The organism is Methylobacterium sp. V23, from assembly GCF_002917135.1.
Classification (GTDB): domain Bacteria; phylum Pseudomonadota; class Alphaproteobacteria; order Rhizobiales; family Beijerinckiaceae; genus Methylobacterium.
In genome coordinates this window covers 38,149-57,686 of the sequence record NZ_PDHT01000011.1, presented here as the reverse complement: position 1 = coordinate 57,686, position 19,538 = coordinate 38,149, and the positions used below count along the sequence as shown (strand labels likewise).

At 67.6% G+C, this 19,538-nt stretch carries 18 protein-coding genes; all 18 read right to left on the bottom strand.

The window, feature by feature from the left end:
* Window positions 1-34 precede the first annotated feature (34 nt).
* Complete coding sequence (locus CRT23_RS12415) at window positions 35-364, bottom strand: hypothetical protein (protein ID WP_181017334.1); 330 nt, start codon at window positions 362-364, stop codon at window positions 35-37.
* 174 nt (window positions 365-538) lie between these two features.
* On the bottom strand, window positions 539-946 hold the full coding sequence (locus CRT23_RS12410; protein WP_103709947.1) for a hypothetical protein: 408 nt from the start codon (window positions 944-946) through the stop codon (window positions 539-541).
* The gene (locus tag CRT23_RS12405) at window positions 946-1,212 is read right to left on the bottom strand and encodes a hypothetical protein (RefSeq protein WP_103709946.1); all 267 of its coding nucleotides are present in this window, start codon (window positions 1,210-1,212) and stop codon (window positions 946-948) included. The genes CRT23_RS12410 and CRT23_RS12405 overlap by 1 nt, the downstream gene beginning before the upstream one ends.
* Window positions 1,213-1,216: 4 nt before the next feature.
* Complete coding sequence (locus CRT23_RS12400) at window positions 1,217-1,903, bottom strand: lysozyme (protein WP_103709945.1); 687 nt, start codon at window positions 1,901-1,903, stop codon at window positions 1,217-1,219.
* Window positions 1,904-2,080: 177 nt separating this feature from the next.
* Window positions 2,081-3,877, bottom strand: coding sequence for a hypothetical protein (locus tag CRT23_RS12395; RefSeq protein ID WP_103709944.1), 1,797 nt, complete (start codon window positions 3,875-3,877; stop codon window positions 2,081-2,083).
* A gap of 10 nt (window positions 3,878-3,887) precedes the next feature.
* A complete protein-coding gene (locus CRT23_RS12390; protein WP_103709943.1) occupies window positions 3,888-4,247 on the bottom strand; it encodes a hypothetical protein in 360 nt (119 codons plus the stop codon).
* A gap of 14 nt (window positions 4,248-4,261) precedes the next feature.
* The gene (locus CRT23_RS12385) at window positions 4,262-4,663 is read right to left on the bottom strand and encodes a hypothetical protein (RefSeq protein WP_103709942.1); all 402 of its coding nucleotides are present in this window, start codon (window positions 4,661-4,663) and stop codon (window positions 4,262-4,264) included.
* An 8-nt stretch (window positions 4,664-4,671) separates the two neighbouring features.
* On the bottom strand, window positions 4,672-5,826 hold the full coding sequence (locus tag CRT23_RS12380) for a hypothetical protein (RefSeq protein ID WP_103709941.1): 1,155 nt from the start codon (window positions 5,824-5,826) through the stop codon (window positions 4,672-4,674).
* A gap of 453 nt (window positions 5,827-6,279) precedes the next feature.
* Window positions 6,280-9,525, bottom strand: coding sequence for a hypothetical protein (locus tag CRT23_RS12375; protein ID WP_103709940.1), 3,246 nt, complete (start codon window positions 9,523-9,525; stop codon window positions 6,280-6,282).
* On the bottom strand, window positions 9,525-11,882 hold the full coding sequence (locus CRT23_RS28480; protein ID WP_181017333.1) for a hypothetical protein: 2,358 nt from the start codon (window positions 11,880-11,882) through the stop codon (window positions 9,525-9,527). The genes CRT23_RS12375 and CRT23_RS28480 overlap by 1 nt, the downstream gene beginning before the upstream one ends.
* A gap of 4 nt (window positions 11,883-11,886) precedes the next feature.
* Window positions 11,887-12,612, bottom strand: a complete 726-nt coding sequence (locus CRT23_RS12365; RefSeq protein WP_103709939.1) for a hypothetical protein — start codon at window positions 12,610-12,612, stop codon at window positions 11,887-11,889.
* Between the two features lie 9 nt (window positions 12,613-12,621).
* A complete protein-coding gene (locus CRT23_RS28475) occupies window positions 12,622-12,777 on the bottom strand; it encodes a hypothetical protein (protein ID WP_156653309.1) in 156 nt (51 codons plus the stop codon).
* Complete coding sequence (locus CRT23_RS12360; RefSeq protein ID WP_103709938.1) at window positions 12,774-14,195, bottom strand: hypothetical protein; 1,422 nt, start codon at window positions 14,193-14,195, stop codon at window positions 12,774-12,776. The genes CRT23_RS28475 and CRT23_RS12360 overlap by 4 nt, the downstream gene beginning before the upstream one ends.
* A complete protein-coding gene (locus CRT23_RS12355; RefSeq protein ID WP_103709937.1) occupies window positions 14,195-14,575 on the bottom strand; it encodes a hypothetical protein in 381 nt (126 codons plus the stop codon). Before CRT23_RS12355 ends, CRT23_RS12360 begins: the two co-directional genes overlap by 1 nt.
* A gap of 1 nt (window position 14,576) precedes the next feature.
* The gene (locus tag CRT23_RS12350) at window positions 14,577-15,170 is read right to left on the bottom strand and encodes a hypothetical protein (protein ID WP_103709936.1); all 594 of its coding nucleotides are present in this window, start codon (window positions 15,168-15,170) and stop codon (window positions 14,577-14,579) included.
* Window positions 15,171-15,259: 89 nt separating this feature from the next.
* Window positions 15,260-16,504 (bottom strand): P22 phage major capsid protein family protein, encoded by a 1,245-nt coding sequence (locus CRT23_RS12345; protein WP_103709935.1) that lies wholly within the window; start codon window positions 16,502-16,504, stop codon window positions 15,260-15,262.
* Between the two features lie 21 nt (window positions 16,505-16,525).
* Entirely contained in the window at window positions 16,526-17,398 is an 873-nt protein-coding gene (locus tag CRT23_RS12340) for a hypothetical protein (RefSeq protein WP_103709934.1), read from the bottom strand.
* Window positions 17,399-18,576: 1,178 nt separating this feature from the next.
* Window positions 18,577-19,467: a glycoside hydrolase family 16 protein gene (locus tag CRT23_RS12335; RefSeq protein ID WP_103709933.1), complete on the bottom strand. Its 891-nt coding sequence runs from the start codon at window positions 19,465-19,467 to the stop codon at window positions 18,577-18,579.
* Between the last annotated feature and the right edge of the window lie 71 nt (window positions 19,468-19,538).

The window sequence follows — 19,538 nt, the reverse complement described above, 5'->3', positions numbered from 1 at the left end:
CCGGGGCGCTGTGGACGGTGGTGGATAGCTGGGATCAGTGAAGTAGGCCGACCTTCGTCAGGATCACCGAGCCGAATGCGCCCACCGCGCTGATGAGCGCGCCCCATACCCGGTTCTGTATGCCGTCAACACGCTTCTCCAGGCCCTCGATGCGTTCGTGAATTGCCTTGTTGTCCTTCTCGATCTCAGACCGGGGCACGAACGTCGAGATCGCCGCCATTACGTTGACGTGCCGAGCCTCGGCCGCTTGCTGCGAAGCCTTCGAGACCTCGACCATCGAGTTTTGCCGCTCCTCAATGCGCGCCAGCGCCACCAGGATACGGGTCTCTGTACCGCCTTCGGCGGACGGTGAATGCTCAGGCATCGCGTAGGAGCTCCGGCGAACGTGCTCCAAGAGGCCTTCACCGAGGCTCGGAGGCTGGGGCGGGGGGATCAGGTGGTCGAGCCGTTCGCCAATCGCCTCAAGGGTGTCGCGGACGTGCGCCGGACTACGCTGGCGACGCGGCCGGCGCGGAGCAGAGGTGTCAGCCATCGGAGATCAGGCCTTCAGCAGCCGCGCCGCACCGGCCCGGGCCAGCGTGGTCATGGGCGAAGAGACGAAGAACGCCGTTAGGATGGTCGCCTCGATCGGCACGTAGGTCGCGGGCAGGTCCTTCACCGGCCACCCGAGATCGAAGGTTGCCGAGAGGCACAGCGCACCGAAGTGGAACGCGGGCGGGATGCCGATGCCGTAGATCAGCCCTTTGAAGGCGGGCGCGATCGCGGCCTTGGCCGAGTTCGCCGCCATCTCCGCTTGGACGATGGAGACTGCAACGTCTTTCTGCGCGTTCTGCCCGTTCTCCAGGGTCTTGAGGATCGGTGCGAGCACGCTGTTGCCCAGCACCTTGATAATGCCTGAGCCAAATAGGCCGGCGATCTTTCCGATGGGGTTGAAGAGCCAGTCCATCAGCGCGGCCCCCGGTCCGGATCGCAGTCGGGGCGCTGCGCGCGCGCCGCGTCGCGTACGTTCTTGAGGATCGGGATCAGCGCGAGCCGGGCCAGCGAGAGCGCTGCGCCAATGGTGACACCGAGGCCCTCGTGTCCGGCCGGCAGGAGCGGGGTCCAATCGAACCCGACCAGGGCCGACAGCACGTCGGGCAAGGCGAAGACTATGGCGAGCAGGTAGATCCGCACGCCGGCGAGCCGCGCGTTGGCACGCTTGAGCATATCCATGGGGTCAGGCCTTCCGTGCCAGCGCATTGTGGATGCCGGAGAACAGGCCGTTGAGCAGGCCGCGCGTGGCGGTGCCGGTCGCCTGCGCCCCGGAACGAAGAAGCCCGCCGGTGAGGGCGGGCTGGGAGGTGAGCTTGGGAGAGGAACCGGCCGTCATCGGCGCCAGCGGGTCTGGTAGAGGCGCCGGTACCGGCTTGGCGACTGCCGGGGCGGCAATCGGGACCAGGTCAGTACGCCGAGCCTTCGGCAGCGCCTTGCCATAGGGTATACGGAACTGATCCGCCTCGGCCTGACGTCGTGGAATGATCTCGGCCGGCTTCTTCCAGAGCAGGATGGCGTCGGCGCAGCCCTGCGGGTCGCCAGCCATGAACCTGCGCAGGAAGGTCGAGCCCTGGAAGCCGCCGGGCCCGATGTTGAAGACGATCGACACGAAGGCATCGAACTGGTGCTGCTGAATGGGCTTGTCGCCGATCGCGGCTCGGACGTAGCCCGCGTATCTGGCGAAGGCACGGGCGTTCAGCTCGTCTGCCTGCGCCTCGGTGATCCGAAGCCCCGGCGTGACCTTGATGAGGCCGGAAGCTGTGGTCACGCCGCAGGCGATCGTCCAGACGCCGACGCTGTCGCGATAGGCTTCGAGGCGGCAGCCCTCGCGTTTCTCCAAGGCCTCGCGACCGATAGGGGAGAGGTCCATCTCAGGGCACCCGTGCAAAAGAAAAAGGCCGCACAGGGCGGCCAGGAAGGGCGACACGTCAGAAATGCGAGGCGCGCCGCGCCTCTCTGCCGAACGGCCTCATCGGAGATCCTCTGGGCATGAAAAAAGCCGCCCAGCGGCGGCTCTTTCAGATCAGGTGCAGCGGCGAGCTACGCGTCAGCGGCGAATCCAAGCACCGGCGCCGACCACGTAGACGAAGCTCACCGGCTGTCCGGCCACGAAACTCGTCGGCGGGTTGAGGACGGTCTGTCCTGAGACGGCGTTGACCGTCAGCGCCGTGACTGCCACCAGCGGCGATATGAAAACCTCCTGCCCGTCATATGGCGTCGCCGGCAGGGTTATCGTGTAGCTTGCGATCGTGCCTGCACCCGTGAAGACAAAGCCCTTACGGTCGCTTGTCATCGAGAATGTGCCGCCAGCAGTCATGGTGACCGAGCTACCCATCGCCAGGGGAGCCGAGAAGGCTGCGGAGGTGAGACTGGTCAGCTGACCATTAGCGATTGATGGAATAGTCGCGATCGACACATCATCGTTGGCTCCCTGGACCATACTGATAGCGGGGCCGCCATAACTGCGCGCGTAGAAATCGCCAATACGAAGGCGGGTTGGGAGGCTGGTGTTCGCGAGGTTGATTGCAGACCCCGCCGACACCTCGGATGAAAGGCGTCCATAGGAGAGGTCCATTCCGCCAGCCGGGTCGATTTGCACCGAAGAGCTTCCAGCAATCGGGGCGTTGCTCGGGCTGTTAGGAACAATACCGGCAAATTCGAAGGTCTCGAAGCGCCCTTGTGCGTATTGGAACGGCTGCGTCCCACCGGCCTTGGTATTCCAAACTCCCCACTTGCAGCTATCGCAGTAGAAGTTGCCGAAATGGACCTTGCTTGCGAAGCCAGTCGCTCCACCGGGGTCGGCCGTGGTGGACTGCTCAAATCGCACACCGGCTCGATACCCAAAGACGAAGGTATCAGGCGCTTCCAGTCCGTCCACGCGACGAAGGATCAGCACGTCGGCGTTGGCGACCTGCCAATCCATAACGCCCTGAGCCGCCGACCACACCGGCCAGAAGTGCGTTTTACCGGTGAAGTGTGTCTTGTCGTACATCCGGTCGAGCCGGTAGGCGTTGTGCAGCACCTGCCCGAAGATATTGTTGGTCTCCAGGCGTCCAGAGAGATCGGCATCCACGAAGTCGTAGACCGGGGCGAGGATGATGTTGTCGAAGCGGACCATGCCGGCCAGGCCCTGGACGCTGAACACGTACGGGTAGACGGTTGGTGTCCACGGCGTCGCCGGAGCAGGCTGATCCTGGTAGATCCCGAGATTGCTGAAAGTCGTGCCTCGCGCGCGGGGATCAGTGAGTTTGAACGGGTTCGCTACGGTCCCCGTGATGTGGATCCACGTGCCGCCGCCCGAGGGAACCTCGCTCCAGCCCTGCCCCTCCCATACGATCGGGCAGGCCCATGTGATCGACGTTGCCGCCGGCAGGACCATTGTCAGCGCCGGCAGCCGGATCTTGCCGCCGGCGGGGCTCTTCGCACACATCGCGTTCGCAGCGGATTGGAACGTTGAGGTCGCGTCGGCCAGGAACTGCGCATAGGTCGAGCCGGCCGGAATGAACGAGAGTAGCGACGGTCCAGCATCCATGGCCAGCTGCGCGTGCGTCCGTCCGAAGGTGCCCCCCGGCGGCTTGATCGAGAATGGCGAGACGTCACCACCGGACGCGGCATCGGCGTTCGAGGGCAGGGACAGAGCGTTCGGGGTGGATCGGAACCCGTTCGACCCGGTGTCCACGCAGCCCATCGGCACCTGCGCGGCGTTCGCGCGATTGCGGACACTCAGCTGGCGACAGGTCCCACTATTCTGGATGCCGATTTCGGGCAGTGTAAGGGCTTGTGAGGCTGCCGCACCGGACAAGCCGACGAGGGCGACCAGAGCGAGAGAGATCCTGCTGAGCATGGGGTGATCCTTAGTTCGCGATCGAGGCGGCGGCGGCGAGCACTGCGGCGATCTGTTCTTCGGTCAAGCCCAGGGTTGCCTTGGCGAAGACGACAAGGGTGCAGCCTGCCGTAACGAACGCTGTCCCGGTAAACGCGCGATTGTTCAGGTCGCCCGGATCGGACGGAACGGCGGCGGCCAGGGTCGCAGTCGCGCCGGGGATCAGGTCTTCGAGGGCAGCGAAGAATTGGTTGCGGCCCGGGGACAGGGTCGCGGCGGCCCCGGCGGGATTGAGGTCGAACCGGAAGCCTGTGCCGACGCGGGTCGCCGTGACGCTCGGGCTGGAGCTGACGTCGATCGGGAAGGTGGGGCGGATCGGATAAGAGGGCATGCCGTGCTCCAGGCTCAGGCGAATTCGATTGGTTCGTCGAAGATCTCGGCCGTCTCTGGACCGATCGTCACCGACACGCGCACGTCGTAGAGACCGGGCGGGAAGTTCAGCAGCGTGCCGGCCTGGAACACCGCCTCGACGATCCCGGGGTTGGCGACGAGGAGCGTTCCGGCGGACCAGGAGGCCGAGAGGATCGGCGCGAGGTCCACGCCTGACCGGCCCCAGTCACGGGCATGGTGACGGACGGGCGGGCGCGGCGTGACGGTCAGAACCAGGTCTGACGCGCGCGAAAAGTCGATCAGGCCGGCATCCGAGATGTCGAGGCGATCGTCCGCCGTCGCGCTGCGGAAGACATGCCTGAATCGCCACTGCCCGCGCCGGGAGACCGCACCGAGCGTGTTCATGTACGAGGGCATGGCAGCGCTCAGAGCTTGAGATAGAAGGTGCCGAGCCGGGTCGGCTGCATGGTCCGGTGGGGCACACCGCCATCCGGGTTCGAGATCGGCACACCGAACGTCTTCGAGCCTACCGGGTTGGGCGTGGTCTTGTAGTTCGTGGTTGCGGTCCAGACATTCGGCACCGCAGCTCCGCTACCCTGCTGCACGACCTGGAGCTGAGAGTAGATAACGCCCGTCTGCTCCGGATAGCTGACCTCGACCGTGCCGTCTGGCAGGTCGGCCGGCAGGTTCTTCAGGGATAGCGCTTCGACGCAATCACCGCCGATCTGGCCTGGCACCTGGGCGTCGGGGAAGTAGGAGAACCGGGCTGAGACCGTTCCCGTCGTTCCTGCGCCTGCCGGCGCCGACATGGTGATTGTGCCGCCGGACCTGCCAATGACCGTGGTTCCAGCCGGCACGCCATCGGCCTGGATGATCATGTCCAGGCCGACGCGGCCGAAGTTGTCCACGGTGGCGACTGCGGAGCCGGCCGTAAGCGTGAGCTGCCCGGAGACCTGCAGGCGGTTCGCAGGCGTAGACCCCATGTCGTCGAGGCCTCCCGCGACGAACCCCTGCATGGTGGGGATTACGATCTGGCGACTGGCGGAAAAATCCTCGGTCGCCGACACACCACGCCCGCCGATCACGGACGCGATCGCATCCGGGAAGGTGTTCCACAGGTAGAGGAAGAGGGCCTTGGCACTGACGTTGGCGAGCTCGGTGGCACCCGAGCCGGCCCCGCCGATGGTGCGTGCGTTCATCCGGACCCAGCCGGCCTGGATCGATGCGTCGAGGCGCCATTTGATGTCGCCCGTCATCGCGATGGCAGTCGGGTCGACCGGCGCGTCGGAGCCGGTGTCGGCCGCGAGTGCCTCGCCAAGGCCGTCGTCGTTCCAGAGCAGGTCGCCGTAGGGACCGAGCACCTCCTCGCGGTACAAGCCGGCCGGCAGGTAGACCCGGGGAAAGCGCCCAAATCCGTCGGCCTCGACGGGCTGCGTCCAGGGCTTGGTCAGCGCCGCATCCTTGTAGACCGTCAGCGGCGTGGTCGTGCCGCCAGCATAGAAGTTCGCCCGCGGGATCAGAAGGGGACGACCGGAGTCGTCGAGCACCTGCTGCCGCGAGAACGGCCAGGAAATCGTCATGCAGGGGTGCTCCGGAAATGCAAAAGCCCCGCGCGGAGGCGGGGCCTTGGGCAGCGCGGCGGATCGCTCGCGCGCGTCTCGGGACGCTGGTTGTTTCGGGCGGATTGCCTGTGAGGTCAAGGGGCGCCGCGTCGGCGGTGCGAAGCGGACCGGAAGGGAGCGAAACTTTCACAGGCTCAGGCCCGGAAACTTTCCGGACGTTCTGGCTCGGCTGCTTGGCCGTGGCGCAAGAGCGACGCATCCGGTACCGTACCCGGCAACCCGCGAGGATCGCAGATGACCCGAGTTCTCTGGATGATGGTCCAGGCCGCTACGATCGGGTGGCTCACGTGGAGCGCGTTCAACAACGCCGACGTGCATCCGGATCCGCGCCTGTCGGGCCCGCTCGCCGTCTTGGTCATGTTCCTGCTGTCGACCCTGATGGTGGCCTTCGCCACCGCCGTCCTAACGAACCTATGGGACTGGGCGCACCGTCAGCTTCAGGGGCTCCCCTTCCGAGCTGGGCGCGCGGTCGCCCGCTTGCGCAACGCGTCCTGTGATGCGGGTCAGGCGATCGAGCAGGGCAATGGTCGCGGCGCCCGGCTTGGCGCTGGCCAGTTGCGCCAAGCGCCGGCCGCCCTCCGGAGTCGTGAGTAGCTCGGCGAGCCGATCCACGTTCTTGCCCGCCTGCCAGTCGTCAAGCCGGTTCATGATGCGCGACGGCAGCTTGAATCCACCGGTGGCGATCGCTGCGCCGCCCTCGCCGACGAGCCCGCGCTTGCGGAGCTCCTGCAGCGCCTCGTTGTTGAACGAGGTCTTCGAGCCGATCCCCTGCCGGGTGCCCGTCGCTTCCAGGATGTCGAGGAAGCGCGAGAAGCCGGCGTTCACCTGCTCGCCGTTGGGCAGGGCGCGGATCGCCGCCTCGATGTTCTCACGCTGCAGGGCATTGCCCCGGATCGCTGCGGCGAACTTCGCTCCGCCGGCCTGATTGGGGCCGGTCTGGAGGCGCTGCGTCGCCTCGGCGAACTCAGTGCCGAGGTGCATCCGGACGAGGTCGCGGGCCGCGTTGGGGTTGCTCCGGGACAGTGCCCGAACCGTTGTGGTGACTTCCTGCGCCGTCCCCTCGCGCGGCTTGGTCGGGAACAGTGCGGCGATCGCGTCGCTCACCTTGGGCGAGTTGGCGATCCGGCCGAGCGGCGAGCGATCGATCGCCTCGCGGCCCTGATAGGCGACCGCGAGGCGCTGGAGGCGCTGCCGGGCCTCGGGCAGCTGCGCGAGCAGATCCTCGTTCCGGCGCATCGCGGCCCGGATCGTCGTGGCGGAGGCACCGCCCTCGGCTCCGCCGACCTCATCAAGGATCCGCGTGACTTCGCGATCCTGAAAGGCGCGCCGCGCTTCCGGGGTGGCGTTCGCCAGGAACTCGCGCGCGGCAGTCGGTCCCTGCACCGCGCCCGGCACCTGTTCGGCCGGGGTCGCCATCCGACCGGTGCGGGGGTCCCGCTGGACGAGGCGGGCGAGCGGCGTGTTGCCCGAGAACGGCTCCAGGGGCCGGCTGTTGGCCGCGAACCGTGCATCGGCCGTTGCCATCTCGGGCACGCCCTTCAGCACGTTGTCGAGAGCGGTGCGGGCGGCCTGGAGGCGGCTCGCTTTCACGCCATCGCCCATGTCCGTGGCGGTGCGGATGTCCTGGTCGAGCCGCTCCCGGGCTTGGTGCAGCCCGTCGACCGTCATGTCGGTTTCGCGGCCGGCAGGCCCGAACAGGTTGCGTCGAGCCGCCTGGAGCGAGGCACGGACGTCGCCCTTGGCGGTGCGCAGCGCCTCGTCGACCGCGTCGAGCGCAGCCTGTGGGTTCACCTGCCCGAACCGCACGCTTGGGATTTCTTCCGTGACCGTGGTCGACTTCACGTAGGGCTCGAGCGGGCCCTTCATCCGGCCGACCACGTGCTCGTAGGCGTCGAGCGGATCGCTGATCTCGCCGCGCATCAGGGCGCCGACCACGCGACTGCGGATGTCAGGGTGCACGCCGGCCGGGTCGATCCCGGCGCGGGTCAGGTCCTCGTCGAGGCGGGACTCTGAGGTCGACAGCGCGGCGTCGTACTCGTCGCGGCCACGGCTCGCGTCGGAACGTGCGCGCGGCTTCCCCTGCGCATCGAGCGGGTAGGACGGCACGCCGCGCTGCTCGTTCTGGAGCTTGCGCAGCAACTCGGACGAGATGTCCCGCGCCATGCCACCGTCGGAGTCGGACCGGAAGTAGCCCTCCTCGATCAGGCGCTCGCGCCAGAAGTTGTCGAGGCTCTTGCCGTCGGGCCGGGCGACCTTGCCTACGCCGGGCACGGTGAAGCGGTGCAGGTCCGTCGCGGCGGCGTCGCCATCCAGACGCAGGCCGCCGTTGCGGGCGATGAAGCGTGCCAAGCTTTCCCGGCCGGGCTCGGCTTCCACGGCGCCGGGGCGCTCGAACGGCTCCACCGGGCGCGGCGCATCGGCCTCGAACTGAGGGCGCGAGTAGGCGGGTTGGGTCACGATCGGCTCGCCGGGCCGCTCCACCGTGACGGTCCCCTCGATGCCCGCGTTCTCGGGCACGGCTCGGGCGGCCGCATAGTCGCGCGCGGCCTGTTCGGTGCGGGTCGCCTCGCGAGCGTCCGCGACCCGGCGCATCTCCTGCTGCATGACCTGTCCGGCCCGCTCCGGGGAGACGCGCGGGCCCGCCGCCTGGGTGGCGCGGATCACGGATTGCCCCTCGGGCGTGCCGGCCACACCGGCCCGGGCCGCGGCTTGCACGTCGGTGCCGACCTGGGTCGGGCTGGGCCCGGCCGGCGCGACACGGTCGAGCGCACCGCCGCCAGCAGCCTTGATCTGCTCGGCACGCCGGCCGAAGAAGTCGGCCAAGCCGCCCTGGCCTTCGACCACGCGCAGGAGGTCGCCAGCCCGACGGGGCCCGAGGACCTGCTGCGCCGCCTCGGCCCAGGTCAGGTCGATCGGCGTCGCGCGTCCATCAGCGCTGCGCAGCGCGGCACCGTCGTCGACAACGGCCTGGATCTTCCCGAGCTCGTCGGGCGTGATGCTGCCGAACGACTTGTCGAACAGGCGCTCGGCGGTCGAGGTCCGGCCATGGAGGGCACCAGCGGCGCCAGCCGCTAGCGCGACGCCGCCACGAGCCCACGGTTCCAGGTCAGTACCCTTCGTGGCTTGGCCTGCTGTCTCGCTGGCCACGGCCGGGATCAAGGCGTTCTTCACCAAGCCGGCGACCGTTTTACCGGCACCCGGCACGAACTCGGCGATGGTGCCAGCATACTCGCCCGCCGTTGTCTGAGGCTTGTAGAGCGGCTCCGTCACAGCTTCGAGGCCCTTGATCGCGGACTCGCCCGGCTTGGGCAGGTCGGATGGGGACGGGATGCTGCTGGTCGAGCGCGTGTCGACGCCGAGATCCGAGTTGGGCGTTCCACCGAACAGGCGGATCGCACCGCGCGCCGCTGCGCCAGCGCCCGCATCCGCCAGCCCATAGAGGGTCTGGGGCAGGTCAACCAACCCGGCCGCGCCTCGGATCACGCCAGCGCCGGCAGACTGCACCACGTCGCCCGCGACAGAGGCCGCACGACTGAGCGCGGACGGTTCGGCCGGCCGGGCATCCGGCACGTCGTCGAACAGCCCGCCCCGCGTCGGAGCGGCCGAGGGAGCGGTCGCAGCCTTCGGAGCGTCGGGTACGTCGTCGAACAGACCCATCAGTCGTCCAGCCTCTTCGGATCGATGCCGTAGGCGCGCAGGCGCTCGGCGATCACCGCCTTGTCCTTACCACCCGCAACGGCCGCCTTGGCGTCGGATAGGGCCCGAGCCGCGGTGTACCCGCCCGGCAGCGACACGCGCTCGGCGCCCTTCGCCACCGGAGCAGGCGCAGGCGTTCCGGACGTGGGCGCCGCGCTGCTGCCGGCCGCCGCGCCAGCACCGCCGCTCCGGTATTCCTTGAACCGCGCGAAGGGGCTGGGCAGAGCGCGGATGGCCTGATCGGCCTCGGCTTGGCTGACCTCGCCGCGCAGGGCCTTGCCGGCGATCTCTCCAGCCTGTGCCTGATAGTCGGCGAGGCCTCGGAAGGTGTCGGCGATGATCGCGTTGCCTTCACGGGTCTTCAGCAGTGACGGGAGCGAATTGCGGAACGACCGGCCTTCCGCGTCCGAGGTCGAGCCCGAGCCCGGGACACGCATGCGGGGCACCAGCTTGTCGGCCAGAGCTGTGAAGGCTTCCATCGACTCCATCTTGCCCCCGGCGAGCTTGGTTGCGACGTCGTCCATGCCGGCCGCCTTGGCGTACTGCGCCAGGCCGAGGCGGGTCTCAGCGAGCTTGCCCGAGGCGAAGTCCTGCGCGAGCGCAGACATGGTGTCGACGTCGGCTCGTAGCGGCACCGCGTTGTCGGCAGCGTCGACCATCTCGCCGTAGCGCTTGGCCTGGATCTCGTTCGCCTTTTCCGAGAACTTGCCAGCGCCCTTGGTGTCGACGTTGACCTCGGTCTTGCCGCCTCCGATGCCGAACGGCTTGCCATCCGAGCCCATACCCGCCGCAGCCCCATCCGGCACGCCGTAGGCACGGCGCTCGTCGGCGGTGAGCGGGCGCGGCTGCTGGCCTGGGCGGATCACCTGGACGTCGGCCGGGTTGGCCGGGTTCACCGCGAGCAGCGTCCCGTCCTGGGCAGTCTGCATCGAGTACTTGGTCTCGGTCTCCTTGTTCGGCGCCGTGAACACGGGCTGCCGGGAGACCGGATCGAACAGCACATTGCCCGGCGCAACGGTCTGGAGCTTCGTCGCGTCCTTGTCCTGGCCCTGGTAGATGACCTGGCCCGTTGCGGTGTCGACCACTGCGTTGCCGACCGTGGTGGTGGAGCGCTTGCCCTGGCCCACCGGGACGATCTGAGCGGTGCGCTCGTTGAAGAGCACGGGCTGGTCGCCCATCTGCTGCAGCTTCCAGGGGCTGGCCTGCCCCTTCATCAGCTCGCCGTAGATCTGGGTCGCCATCGGCCGGGTGACGGGGTTCTTCCACGCAGCCTGGAGCGCGGAGGCCTGCTCGGGCGACATCCGCGAGGCGCCGGTACCGAAGCCGGCGAAGCCCTGCGGCGCAGCTGGTGCGGTGGGACCTGCGATTGGTGCCGCTGGCGCTGCCGGTGCCGTTGCCCCCTGGCCCGGGACGAAGAAGCCAGCCGGGCGCGCGTCGGCCGCCGGCATGTCCGCATCGGCCGTCGCGGTCGCCGGCATCATGCCCATACGCTGCTCCAGCGCCTGGGTCTGGGCCTCGTTCTCTGCCACCTGGACCGGGCGCTGCGCCGTGATGGCGGGGGGAGCCGCGGCCACCATGCTCGGCACACCAGGAGCGTTCGGCGCCGCCGCAGCTGGCGCGTCGCCACCGAGCTTGGCGAGGTAGGCTCGGGTCGAGTTGAGCCGCGCCTGTGCCTCGCCGCCGGGCCGATTGTAGCCCGCGAACTTCCAGGCGTCCGCCATCAGTCGGTTGGCCTCCTCGGGCGACTTGGCGTTCTGGAGCGCCAGCGTCAGGTCCGGGTTCTCGGTCAGGGTGAACTTTGCCTGCGCGACAACCGGGTCCTGAGCACCGGCCGTCAGCCGGCGCATGTTGGCGAAGCGGTCGCCGCGCCACGACAGGATGCCGCCCGACGTCCCGGGCGCACCGCTTTCGCTGGGGTCCGACCACGACCCGTTGATGTTGCCCCCCTTGTAGCCGCTTTCGTGCGCGGCATAGGCCGCCACCGCCGCAAGACCGTAGGGGTTGGTCAGGCCGCCATCCTTCAACGCGCCGATGAACCGCTTCTCGGTCTCGCCACCATTACCGGGCGAGCGCATGGACGCCTGCCCACCCGCGAACGCGGGCACGGCGTTGCCGGCCGGCGCCGGGCCCTGCCCAAGAGTGCCGAGCGTGGACCCGGGGGCTGGCGCGGCCGAGGGCGCAGCGTTGATCCCGAGCAGCTGCCCGAAGATCGCCGGGGCCTCGTCCTCCTGGGCCTGCTTGCGCGCCGACTCGTAGGACTTCCCGAAGGAATCCCCGATGCCGGTGATCATGCTGTAGATGCTGGTGCCGCCGCTCATCAGGTCACCCGAAGATCGAGAAGGCAGAGGTCAGGTTTTTGCCGATGTTGCTGACCGCGTTGCCGTTGCCGGCGAGGCCTCCGAAGGCGGACCCGGCGAGGTTGGCCACACCGAGCAGGGCGCCGAGCTTGTTCTCGTTGGCTTTCTGCTCGGCCTCGCCGACCTTGTATGCGCCCTGCGCCACGGCGTTGCCGGCGTTGACGTCGATGCCGGCCTTGCCCGCCCCGGTCTGGTAGGCGAGGTTTCCGAGCGCCCCGAGCGTGCCCGCCTGTCCCGTGGTCGCGGCGAGGGTCTTCCCGTCGTAGCCCGAGAGGTTCTGGAGCCAGGTGTTGAAATCCTGCGAGGCGAGGCCGGACGCGAACTTCATCGCGTCGGTGTCGGCGTTGCCCGATGCGAGCGTGCCGTTGACCGCACGGGTGCGCTGGAGGCCCTGAAGGCCTTGATCCAGGTTAAACGTGTAGCCCGGCGTCGCCGTGTAGGCCGAGCGGGCCGCGATGCTCGCGTCCTTCCCGTTCACGCCCAGCGCATCGGCGTAGAGCTTCGAGCCCTGGCCATAGCTGGACGCCAGATTGCCGAAGAGGCCGCCTGCCTGCCCGTACAGGTCAGCCGCCTGGTCATAGCCCTGGTCGAGCTGATCCTTTCCCTGGATCTGGCCGGTCTGGATGGCCTTCGCGGCGGTCGCGACGGCGTCCTTGGTCGGCTTCGCGCTGAACGCGCCGAATAGGCCCATCGGACCCTCCTACTTCTGTTCAAGGGCGGAGATGCGGGCCTCCTGCGCGACGAGCGCGGCGAGGAGGGCCTGCAGGAAGGTGAACCACTCGCGGTTCAGCACGCCGGTCGAGGCGACGACGGCGGGCGCCTGCGGGGATGGGGTCGTCGGGAGATTGGTGCTCATTCGGTGCGGGCCTCGACTGCCATCGCCCCGCCGAGGAGGGCGCAGTAGACCGGATCGGACACGTCGATGCGCCAGATCCGGCCCTGCACGCCGGTCAGGCCGGTGCGCAGCACGTTGATGCGGGTGCGGGACTCGCCCTGACGGCCGAGCGCTCGGCGTAGCGGGTTCGACCACGTCACCCCGCCATCGTCCGACCAGGAGATCAGGACGACCGGATCGCGGATGGTCGGATCGGCGGAGAGCCGCCCGACACCGAGCACGAAGTCGAAGTCGGCCCGCGGGATCTGGAGGCGCTGGGGGAAGCCCTGGCCCGGCAGGCTTTCGATCCGGAAGCGCAGCGGTGCGCCGTCCTCGTCGAACACGTCCTCACGGACCTCGAGGAGGCCGGTGCCGGTGCTGTCGCCGATCAGCCAGCGGCCGAACGCGTTCACGCTCTGGGTCCCGCGCCACCGCTCCAGGCCGGCGCTGGCCCGCTCGAACCACTGCTCGGTGGTCAGGTCGTAGACCCAGGTCCGGCCCGGCATCGAGACGACCCAGAACGCGTGGCCACCGATCAGGTGGACCGAGGCCTCGATCGCGGTCCGGTCGACCTTCGCCGCCGCGGCGAGATCTCGCTCGACGTCATGGTTCGAGACGCGGGCCGGGGCGTAGCCGGAGAGCTTGTAGACGACGGAATCGTCGCCCACCCACAGCATCTCGTTCGACCAGCCCTCCTCGTGGCCGGCGACGGCCCAGGGCCCGATCAGGCCGCGCGGAATGCCGGTGACGCGGGCGAGCGGGAAGCCGTTGGCCTGCGCCTGTCCGCCGTAGACACCGATCCCGGATGGGCCGAACAGGAACAGCTCATCGCGGAACGCCACACCGCGCAGCAGCCCGCCGGGCCGCGCCTGCTCGGTGGTCTTGTCCAGGGTGTTGAACGTGGTCGCGTTCAGCCCCGACGCGAAGCAGGTCCCGTCGCCCGCCGTAAAGAACAGGAAGCCGAAGAGCTCGCAGACCGAGTTGGGCTGGGGCAGGCCCGCCGGGATGATCAGGGGCTGCGGCTGACCGTCCAGGCTGAGTTTGTAGGCGCCATATTCCGTGGTCGCGACGATGTCCGGCGCCGGGGCGCGGTTGTTGCGCCCGATCGTGATGCGCTGCGAGCCGGGCAGCGGCCCGAGCACCCGCACCGTGCCGTCCTCGGAGATCCGGGCGACCTGGTCGCGATAGCCGGCGAGCACGTTCGCCCCGATCCCGCGCATGCCGCGCGGCCCACGCAGGCCCGTGTCGACGAAGCGGCCGAGGCCGGGCGCCCGACGGTGGGAGACCGGGGCGCGGGCACCGTCGCCGAGCTTCTCGACAAACGCGTTGATGAGACGGCCCGAGCCCTCCGCATCGGAGAGCCCCGGGCGGGACGAAAGCGGCCAAGCGATCGCAGGCATCAGCAGCGCCCACGTCGGGCGCCGCAGCCGCCCCAGAACGGCTCGACCCGCATCGGGGGCCGGGCGTCGTAGACCTTGTACGCCAGCTGCAGGGACGTGCGCGCGCGCTCGGCGTTCGCCATCATCTCCTGCGCCCGGGTGCCGCCGATGCCGAACGGCACCATGGCGGCCTCGGCGATGATCGCGGCGAGCGGCAGGTAAACCGCGTCGTCGATCTCATCGCCGTTCACCTTCGCGACCTCATCGGCGAGTAGCTTGGCGCAGACTGGCTCGATCAGGTCGTCGATCTCGGCCCGGTCCTCATCGGAGGGCTGCTGCCCGGCCGCGAGCACCCCGACGTCCTTCAGGACGCGTTTGATCAGGTCCTCGCGGGTGCGCATGCTACTTGGCCTTGCCCGAGGCCTTCGGCGCTGTGGCCGCGTCGAGATCGGCACGGACCTGGGCGAGCTCGGTCCGGAGCGTCTCCAGATCGGCGTTCGCCGCGTCGCGCTCTTCCACCGCGAACCCGCCATCGGCCTGGGCCTTGGTGAGCTGCGCCTGCAGGTCGGTCAGGGCGGTGGTGGCGTGGTCGAGCGCCGTCAGGGTCTCGGCATGTGCGCCACGGGCGGTCTCGACCTCAGCGAGGGCCGCGTCGCGGGCATCCTCGACGGTCTCGATCTCAGCAATGAGGCGCTGGTTCTCAGCTGAGCCCATCGTGATGATCCCGTTCAGGCGCTCGTTCTCGGTGACCAGGATCTCCAGCTCGGCGAGCGGGTTCGCGGTCGCGGCATCCGAAACAACGAGGACGGTCTCATAGGCGCGGCCGGCTGCCCGGGCGGTGATCGCCTCGGCGGTGGCCAGCGTCGGATCCGTGATGCAGTCCGGGGAGGCGAACCAACCCTCGGGCAGGGCCTCGCCGGGGGCGAGGTCGAAGATGCGGGCCGCACCGTCGGGCTGGTAGCCCCAGGTCGGCAGGGTGTCGGCGTTTTCGTCCACGTCGGGCCTCGTCTGTTGCGGGGCGGGGCCCCAGAACGACGAAGGGCGCCACGAGGGCGCCCTTTCGTCTTAGCGGTGATGGGGAGGGATTAGCCGTTGAGGCGGACCGCGAGGCGGGGATCGACCGCCTTCACGCCGTACAGGATGTCCAGACGCCAGTTGGAGACGTCGTTGGTGCCATCGTAGTACGGGATCAGGCGGACGCTGAGGCCCTTGTAGGACTCGCGCTCGCAGGACACGGCACCGTCCGGCTTCACCAGCGGCACGCAGGTCAGAGCGAAGGCGCTCTTATGGGCCATGATGTTCTGGACGTACGGGGTGTTGGCCGCGCCCATCCAGGTCACCACGGCGCCGGAAGCCGGAGCCGCCGAGACAGTCTGGCACGCACCCGAGGCGATGATTGCGGGCGAGATGTTGACCGCGGCGGCACCGGTACCGTCGGCAACGACGGCGTTCAGCACCGTGAACTGGCGCAGGTAGGGGAGAACCTGCTTGGTCACGTGGTTGACCGCGAACACGCCGGCGATGGTGAACACGTCACCCTTCACCAGGGTGCCGGCGGCGCCGAGGCCGGTCAGGTTGAGGATCTGACCACCGAAGTCCTTCACCGCGACGCCGTTGGCGAGCACCTGGGTGTAGGTGACGTTCTGGTTGGCGCCGTTGACCGTGCCGTTGGTGCGCGAGCCGGTGACGTGCACGGGCACGTTCTGGCTCATGTAGGTGTCGACCTGGGCGATGCGGCCGACAGCGCCGTCGCGGTAGGCGTCCGCCACGAGCTTGTCGTTGTAGAAGGTCGACTGCGCAGCGGCGAGGCCGGACTCGTCGTCGGGCGACAGCATGGCGAAGCGTGAGTCCTTCGGGACCGAGCCGTTGTTCATGCGGGTCGTGCCGCGCAGGAAGCCGGCGTAGCTCGACAGGACGTTGCCCGGGGTGCCGACCCAGCTCGGGACGGACGAGTAGAGGCTCATCACGTCCTGATCGACCTGGTTGGCCAGGGTGACCATGGCCGGCTTGATCACGCGCTCGGAGAGCTCGCCGATCGACAGGGTGCGATCCGTCGAGGTGATCTTGAGGTCGATGCCCTTCTTCTTGTCGACGGTGACGGTGGTCGAGCCCTCGGTGATGTCCTGGGGCTGGGCGATATCGCCGTCGCGGACCTGGAACTGCGGGGGCTTCTTGATGGTGACGGCGGAGCCCTTCTCGTAGCCGTTCACGCTGGCGCCGAACTCGGCCTCGTAGCCGCGGAACACCTTGGAGGCGGCCACGAGCTCGTTGTCGAGGATCTTGACCGCAGCCTTGGCGATCACATTGGCGGTGAGGAAGTTGTTGGGCATGGGTCTGGTCGTCCTGTCCGGTTAGCGCCCGCTTCGGCCGTAGGTCTTGGCGAGGTACGCATCGAGCTCCGCATCGGGAGACGAGGGCGCAGCTCCACCAGCGACCGGCTTTGCGGGGGCGGGGGCTTGGGTGGCTTTCTTGGGTTTCGCCAGGGTCAGGCGTGCTTCGAGCGCACCCACGGCCTTCGCGGCCTGGATGGGGCTCATCCCGTTGAGCCGAGCCAGCTCAGCGGGGGTCTTCGCGAGGTAGTAGGCAAGCAGCCCACCCTTCTCGCTTTCGACGATCAGCTCCTCGACGTGGGGCTTCACATCACGGTTCGCGGCGGCCTTCACGACCTTGTCGAAGTCCGGGATGGCTTCCCGGGCATCGTCCATGCGGTCATGGAAGGCCTCGATCGCCGCTTCCCGGGCCTGCGCCTGGCTGCGCGACGCCTGGGCGTCCCGCTCGTTCAGGCGCTGCTCGGCGAGGGCTTTGGACAGACGATAGTCCGCCTTGGCATCCTCGAACGCGGCATAATCCTCGAAGTCGGCTTCCTTCGGGGGTGCACCGATCTCTTTCTCGATGGCCGCCTTCCGGTCGCCACTGTCGCCCGTCGGCGCATTGCGGCTCAGGAGTTCGGCGCGCTCGGCTTCGAGTCGGGCGATACGGTCCTGCATCCGCTGGATGCCGGAGCGCTTCTTCGGCTTCTCCGCGTCGCCGTCCTCTTCGCCCTCGCCCTTCGGGGCATCAGGCTTCGGAGCGTCGGCGGCCGGTTCGGCCTGCTCTGTCCCTGGCTGTACGACCTCGGCGCCTTCGGCCTGCTGGCCTTCCGGAGCTGCGGTCGCGTCCGAGACCTCGCCACCTGCCGCTGGCGTTTCCGCCTGCGCGCCCAGCACGATCAGGTCCTCGTCCATGTGGTTCGTCCATGAAAAAACCCGCCCTGGTGAGGAGCGGGTGCGGGCATCATCGCGGCCTGCGCGTCATGCACTGGCCTGCGTGAAGAGGAGCGGACGTGCGTCGAGGGCCGATCGGTCGGCGGGCACGTCTGAAATGGGGGCTGGCGCAAGCAGGGCCGATGCGGCCCACGCGTCTCGCGACAGGTAGCTATTGCGCGCAGAATGCCCGTGAGGTCAAGCGCTACCAAGCGGCCGGCAGCTTGCACTGAGAAATTTCAGAACAAGCGCGGTAGGTCGGATTGATGCGTATCGAGACAGATGCTGTTCAGTTGCGAGACACCCGCGACTGGCGAGAGTGGATGATCCTTGCTGGATTGCTTCTCGGCTTTGTCGCTACCGTCGCTTGGTGCGGGACTATCCTCGCATCGACATGGTGGCTGTATACTCATCTGGCCTCATAGACCGATTACGCTCAAGCCACATGAATTTGGCGTGGCGAGCGCATCGGTAATCCCGTCCAGGAGAAGGATGGATCAGCGGTTGATCTTTGGTCGGCAGCTCGGCCGTTTGCGAGTGCAATAATACTATTCAATAAGAGGGCGGTCATGACGGCCGTCTGGTGTTGATCTCATCAAATGGAGGTTACAAGATGAGCAGGAGGTTTATTCCGATTTTACTGTTTTGTTCGTGGATTACGAGCGCTCAGGGTAAGCCTATCAATACCTTGAACGAACTTCATCAAGCGTTAGTAGCCTGCTCACGCATCCCTGACGCGCCAGTAGGTTCAAAGGGTTCATCACTCAGAATAAAATATAGTGTCCGACGCGATGGAAGCCTATTTGGTCAAACGGCGGTAACCTACGCTCAGCTACAAGGCACTGATTCTGATAAAACCGCCTTTCGCGAGATAGCATTGAAAACATTCACTGGCTGTTTTCCAGTCGAACTTACGGATCAGCTGGGTAATGCGATTGCCGGTGGTCGATTTACCCATGTAGTTACTTACTAGTAGTTCCTTGATCTAAAATCCTGCTGACCAACGCGCGCCAGTAACATTAGATTTTTCGGGGTGTTCCGCCACCTCGGCTGCCTCTTTCCGGAGAGTTCTGATACCCATTCAACCTAAAGGATGGCACTTCAGGAACTTGGAAATGAGCTTGCCGAAGTAGCGGTAGGGGATCGGTCGGCCCAGCCAGCTATTTAGTGGGCAAAGCGCCATTCGCGGCGAGCTCGGCGCCCTTGTAGTTCCGCTGCGCCTTGCGATCCTGCCAGACGCGCACGTACTCGATCGCCATCTCGGCCGGGAAAGCGGCCGGATCGGGCTTGCCGGCCCATCCGCCCACGGCGAGGTTCATGAGGAGGTACATCGGCGCCTTGAACGCCTCGGGCGTCGCCACGCTGCCGAGCTTCACCCCATTGAGGTAGACGGCGATCTCGTGCTCGTTCCAGTCGAGCCCATAGGTCTGGTAGTCGGCCGAGAGGTCGTTCGTCTTCGTGCGCACCAGGAGGTGCTTACCGTCGACCGTGCCGTCGCCGTTGCTGTCCCAATGCAGGGTGGACATGAAGTAGTCGGGCTGCTGGCCGAGCGTCTCGATAATGTCGATCTCGCCGCCCTTAGATCCCGTCGCGCGGTTCAAGAGCCACAGCGCGGGCCAGAGGCCGGCCCCCTTCGGCAGCTTGGCGCGGATCTCGACGTAGCCATAGGTGAAGGCGAACGAGTGATAGGTCGTGAGCAGGCCCGAGACGTAGGGCATCGCGACCTTGTGCTTGATGCTGTCGGGCGTCGCGCACGCCGTGATGGTCACGCCCTTGTCCTTCGAGCAGCGCCCGAAAGGGCTGAGGCCTGGCTTCAGGCCGTCAGCGAACTCCATGTCGCGGTCGATGTAGAACTGCTGCTCGCCGTTGGTGCCGAGCGTGCGCGCACCCCAGAAGAACGTCGTGTCGAAGGCGCCCGTCTTGGTGGGCTTGTTGTAGCGGTTCTGGTCGACATGCTTGGCGAAGTGCTCGATGAGCACGGGCACATAGCCCGGCTTCGGAGCGGTGATGTCTGCGCCGTAGCGCGCCGGGAGCGGCGTGGTCTTGATCATGTCAGGTCTCCGGGGTGTGCGCGTTTGTGAGCGCAAAGAAAAAGCCGCCCGGTGAGGGGCGGCCTGGGGTG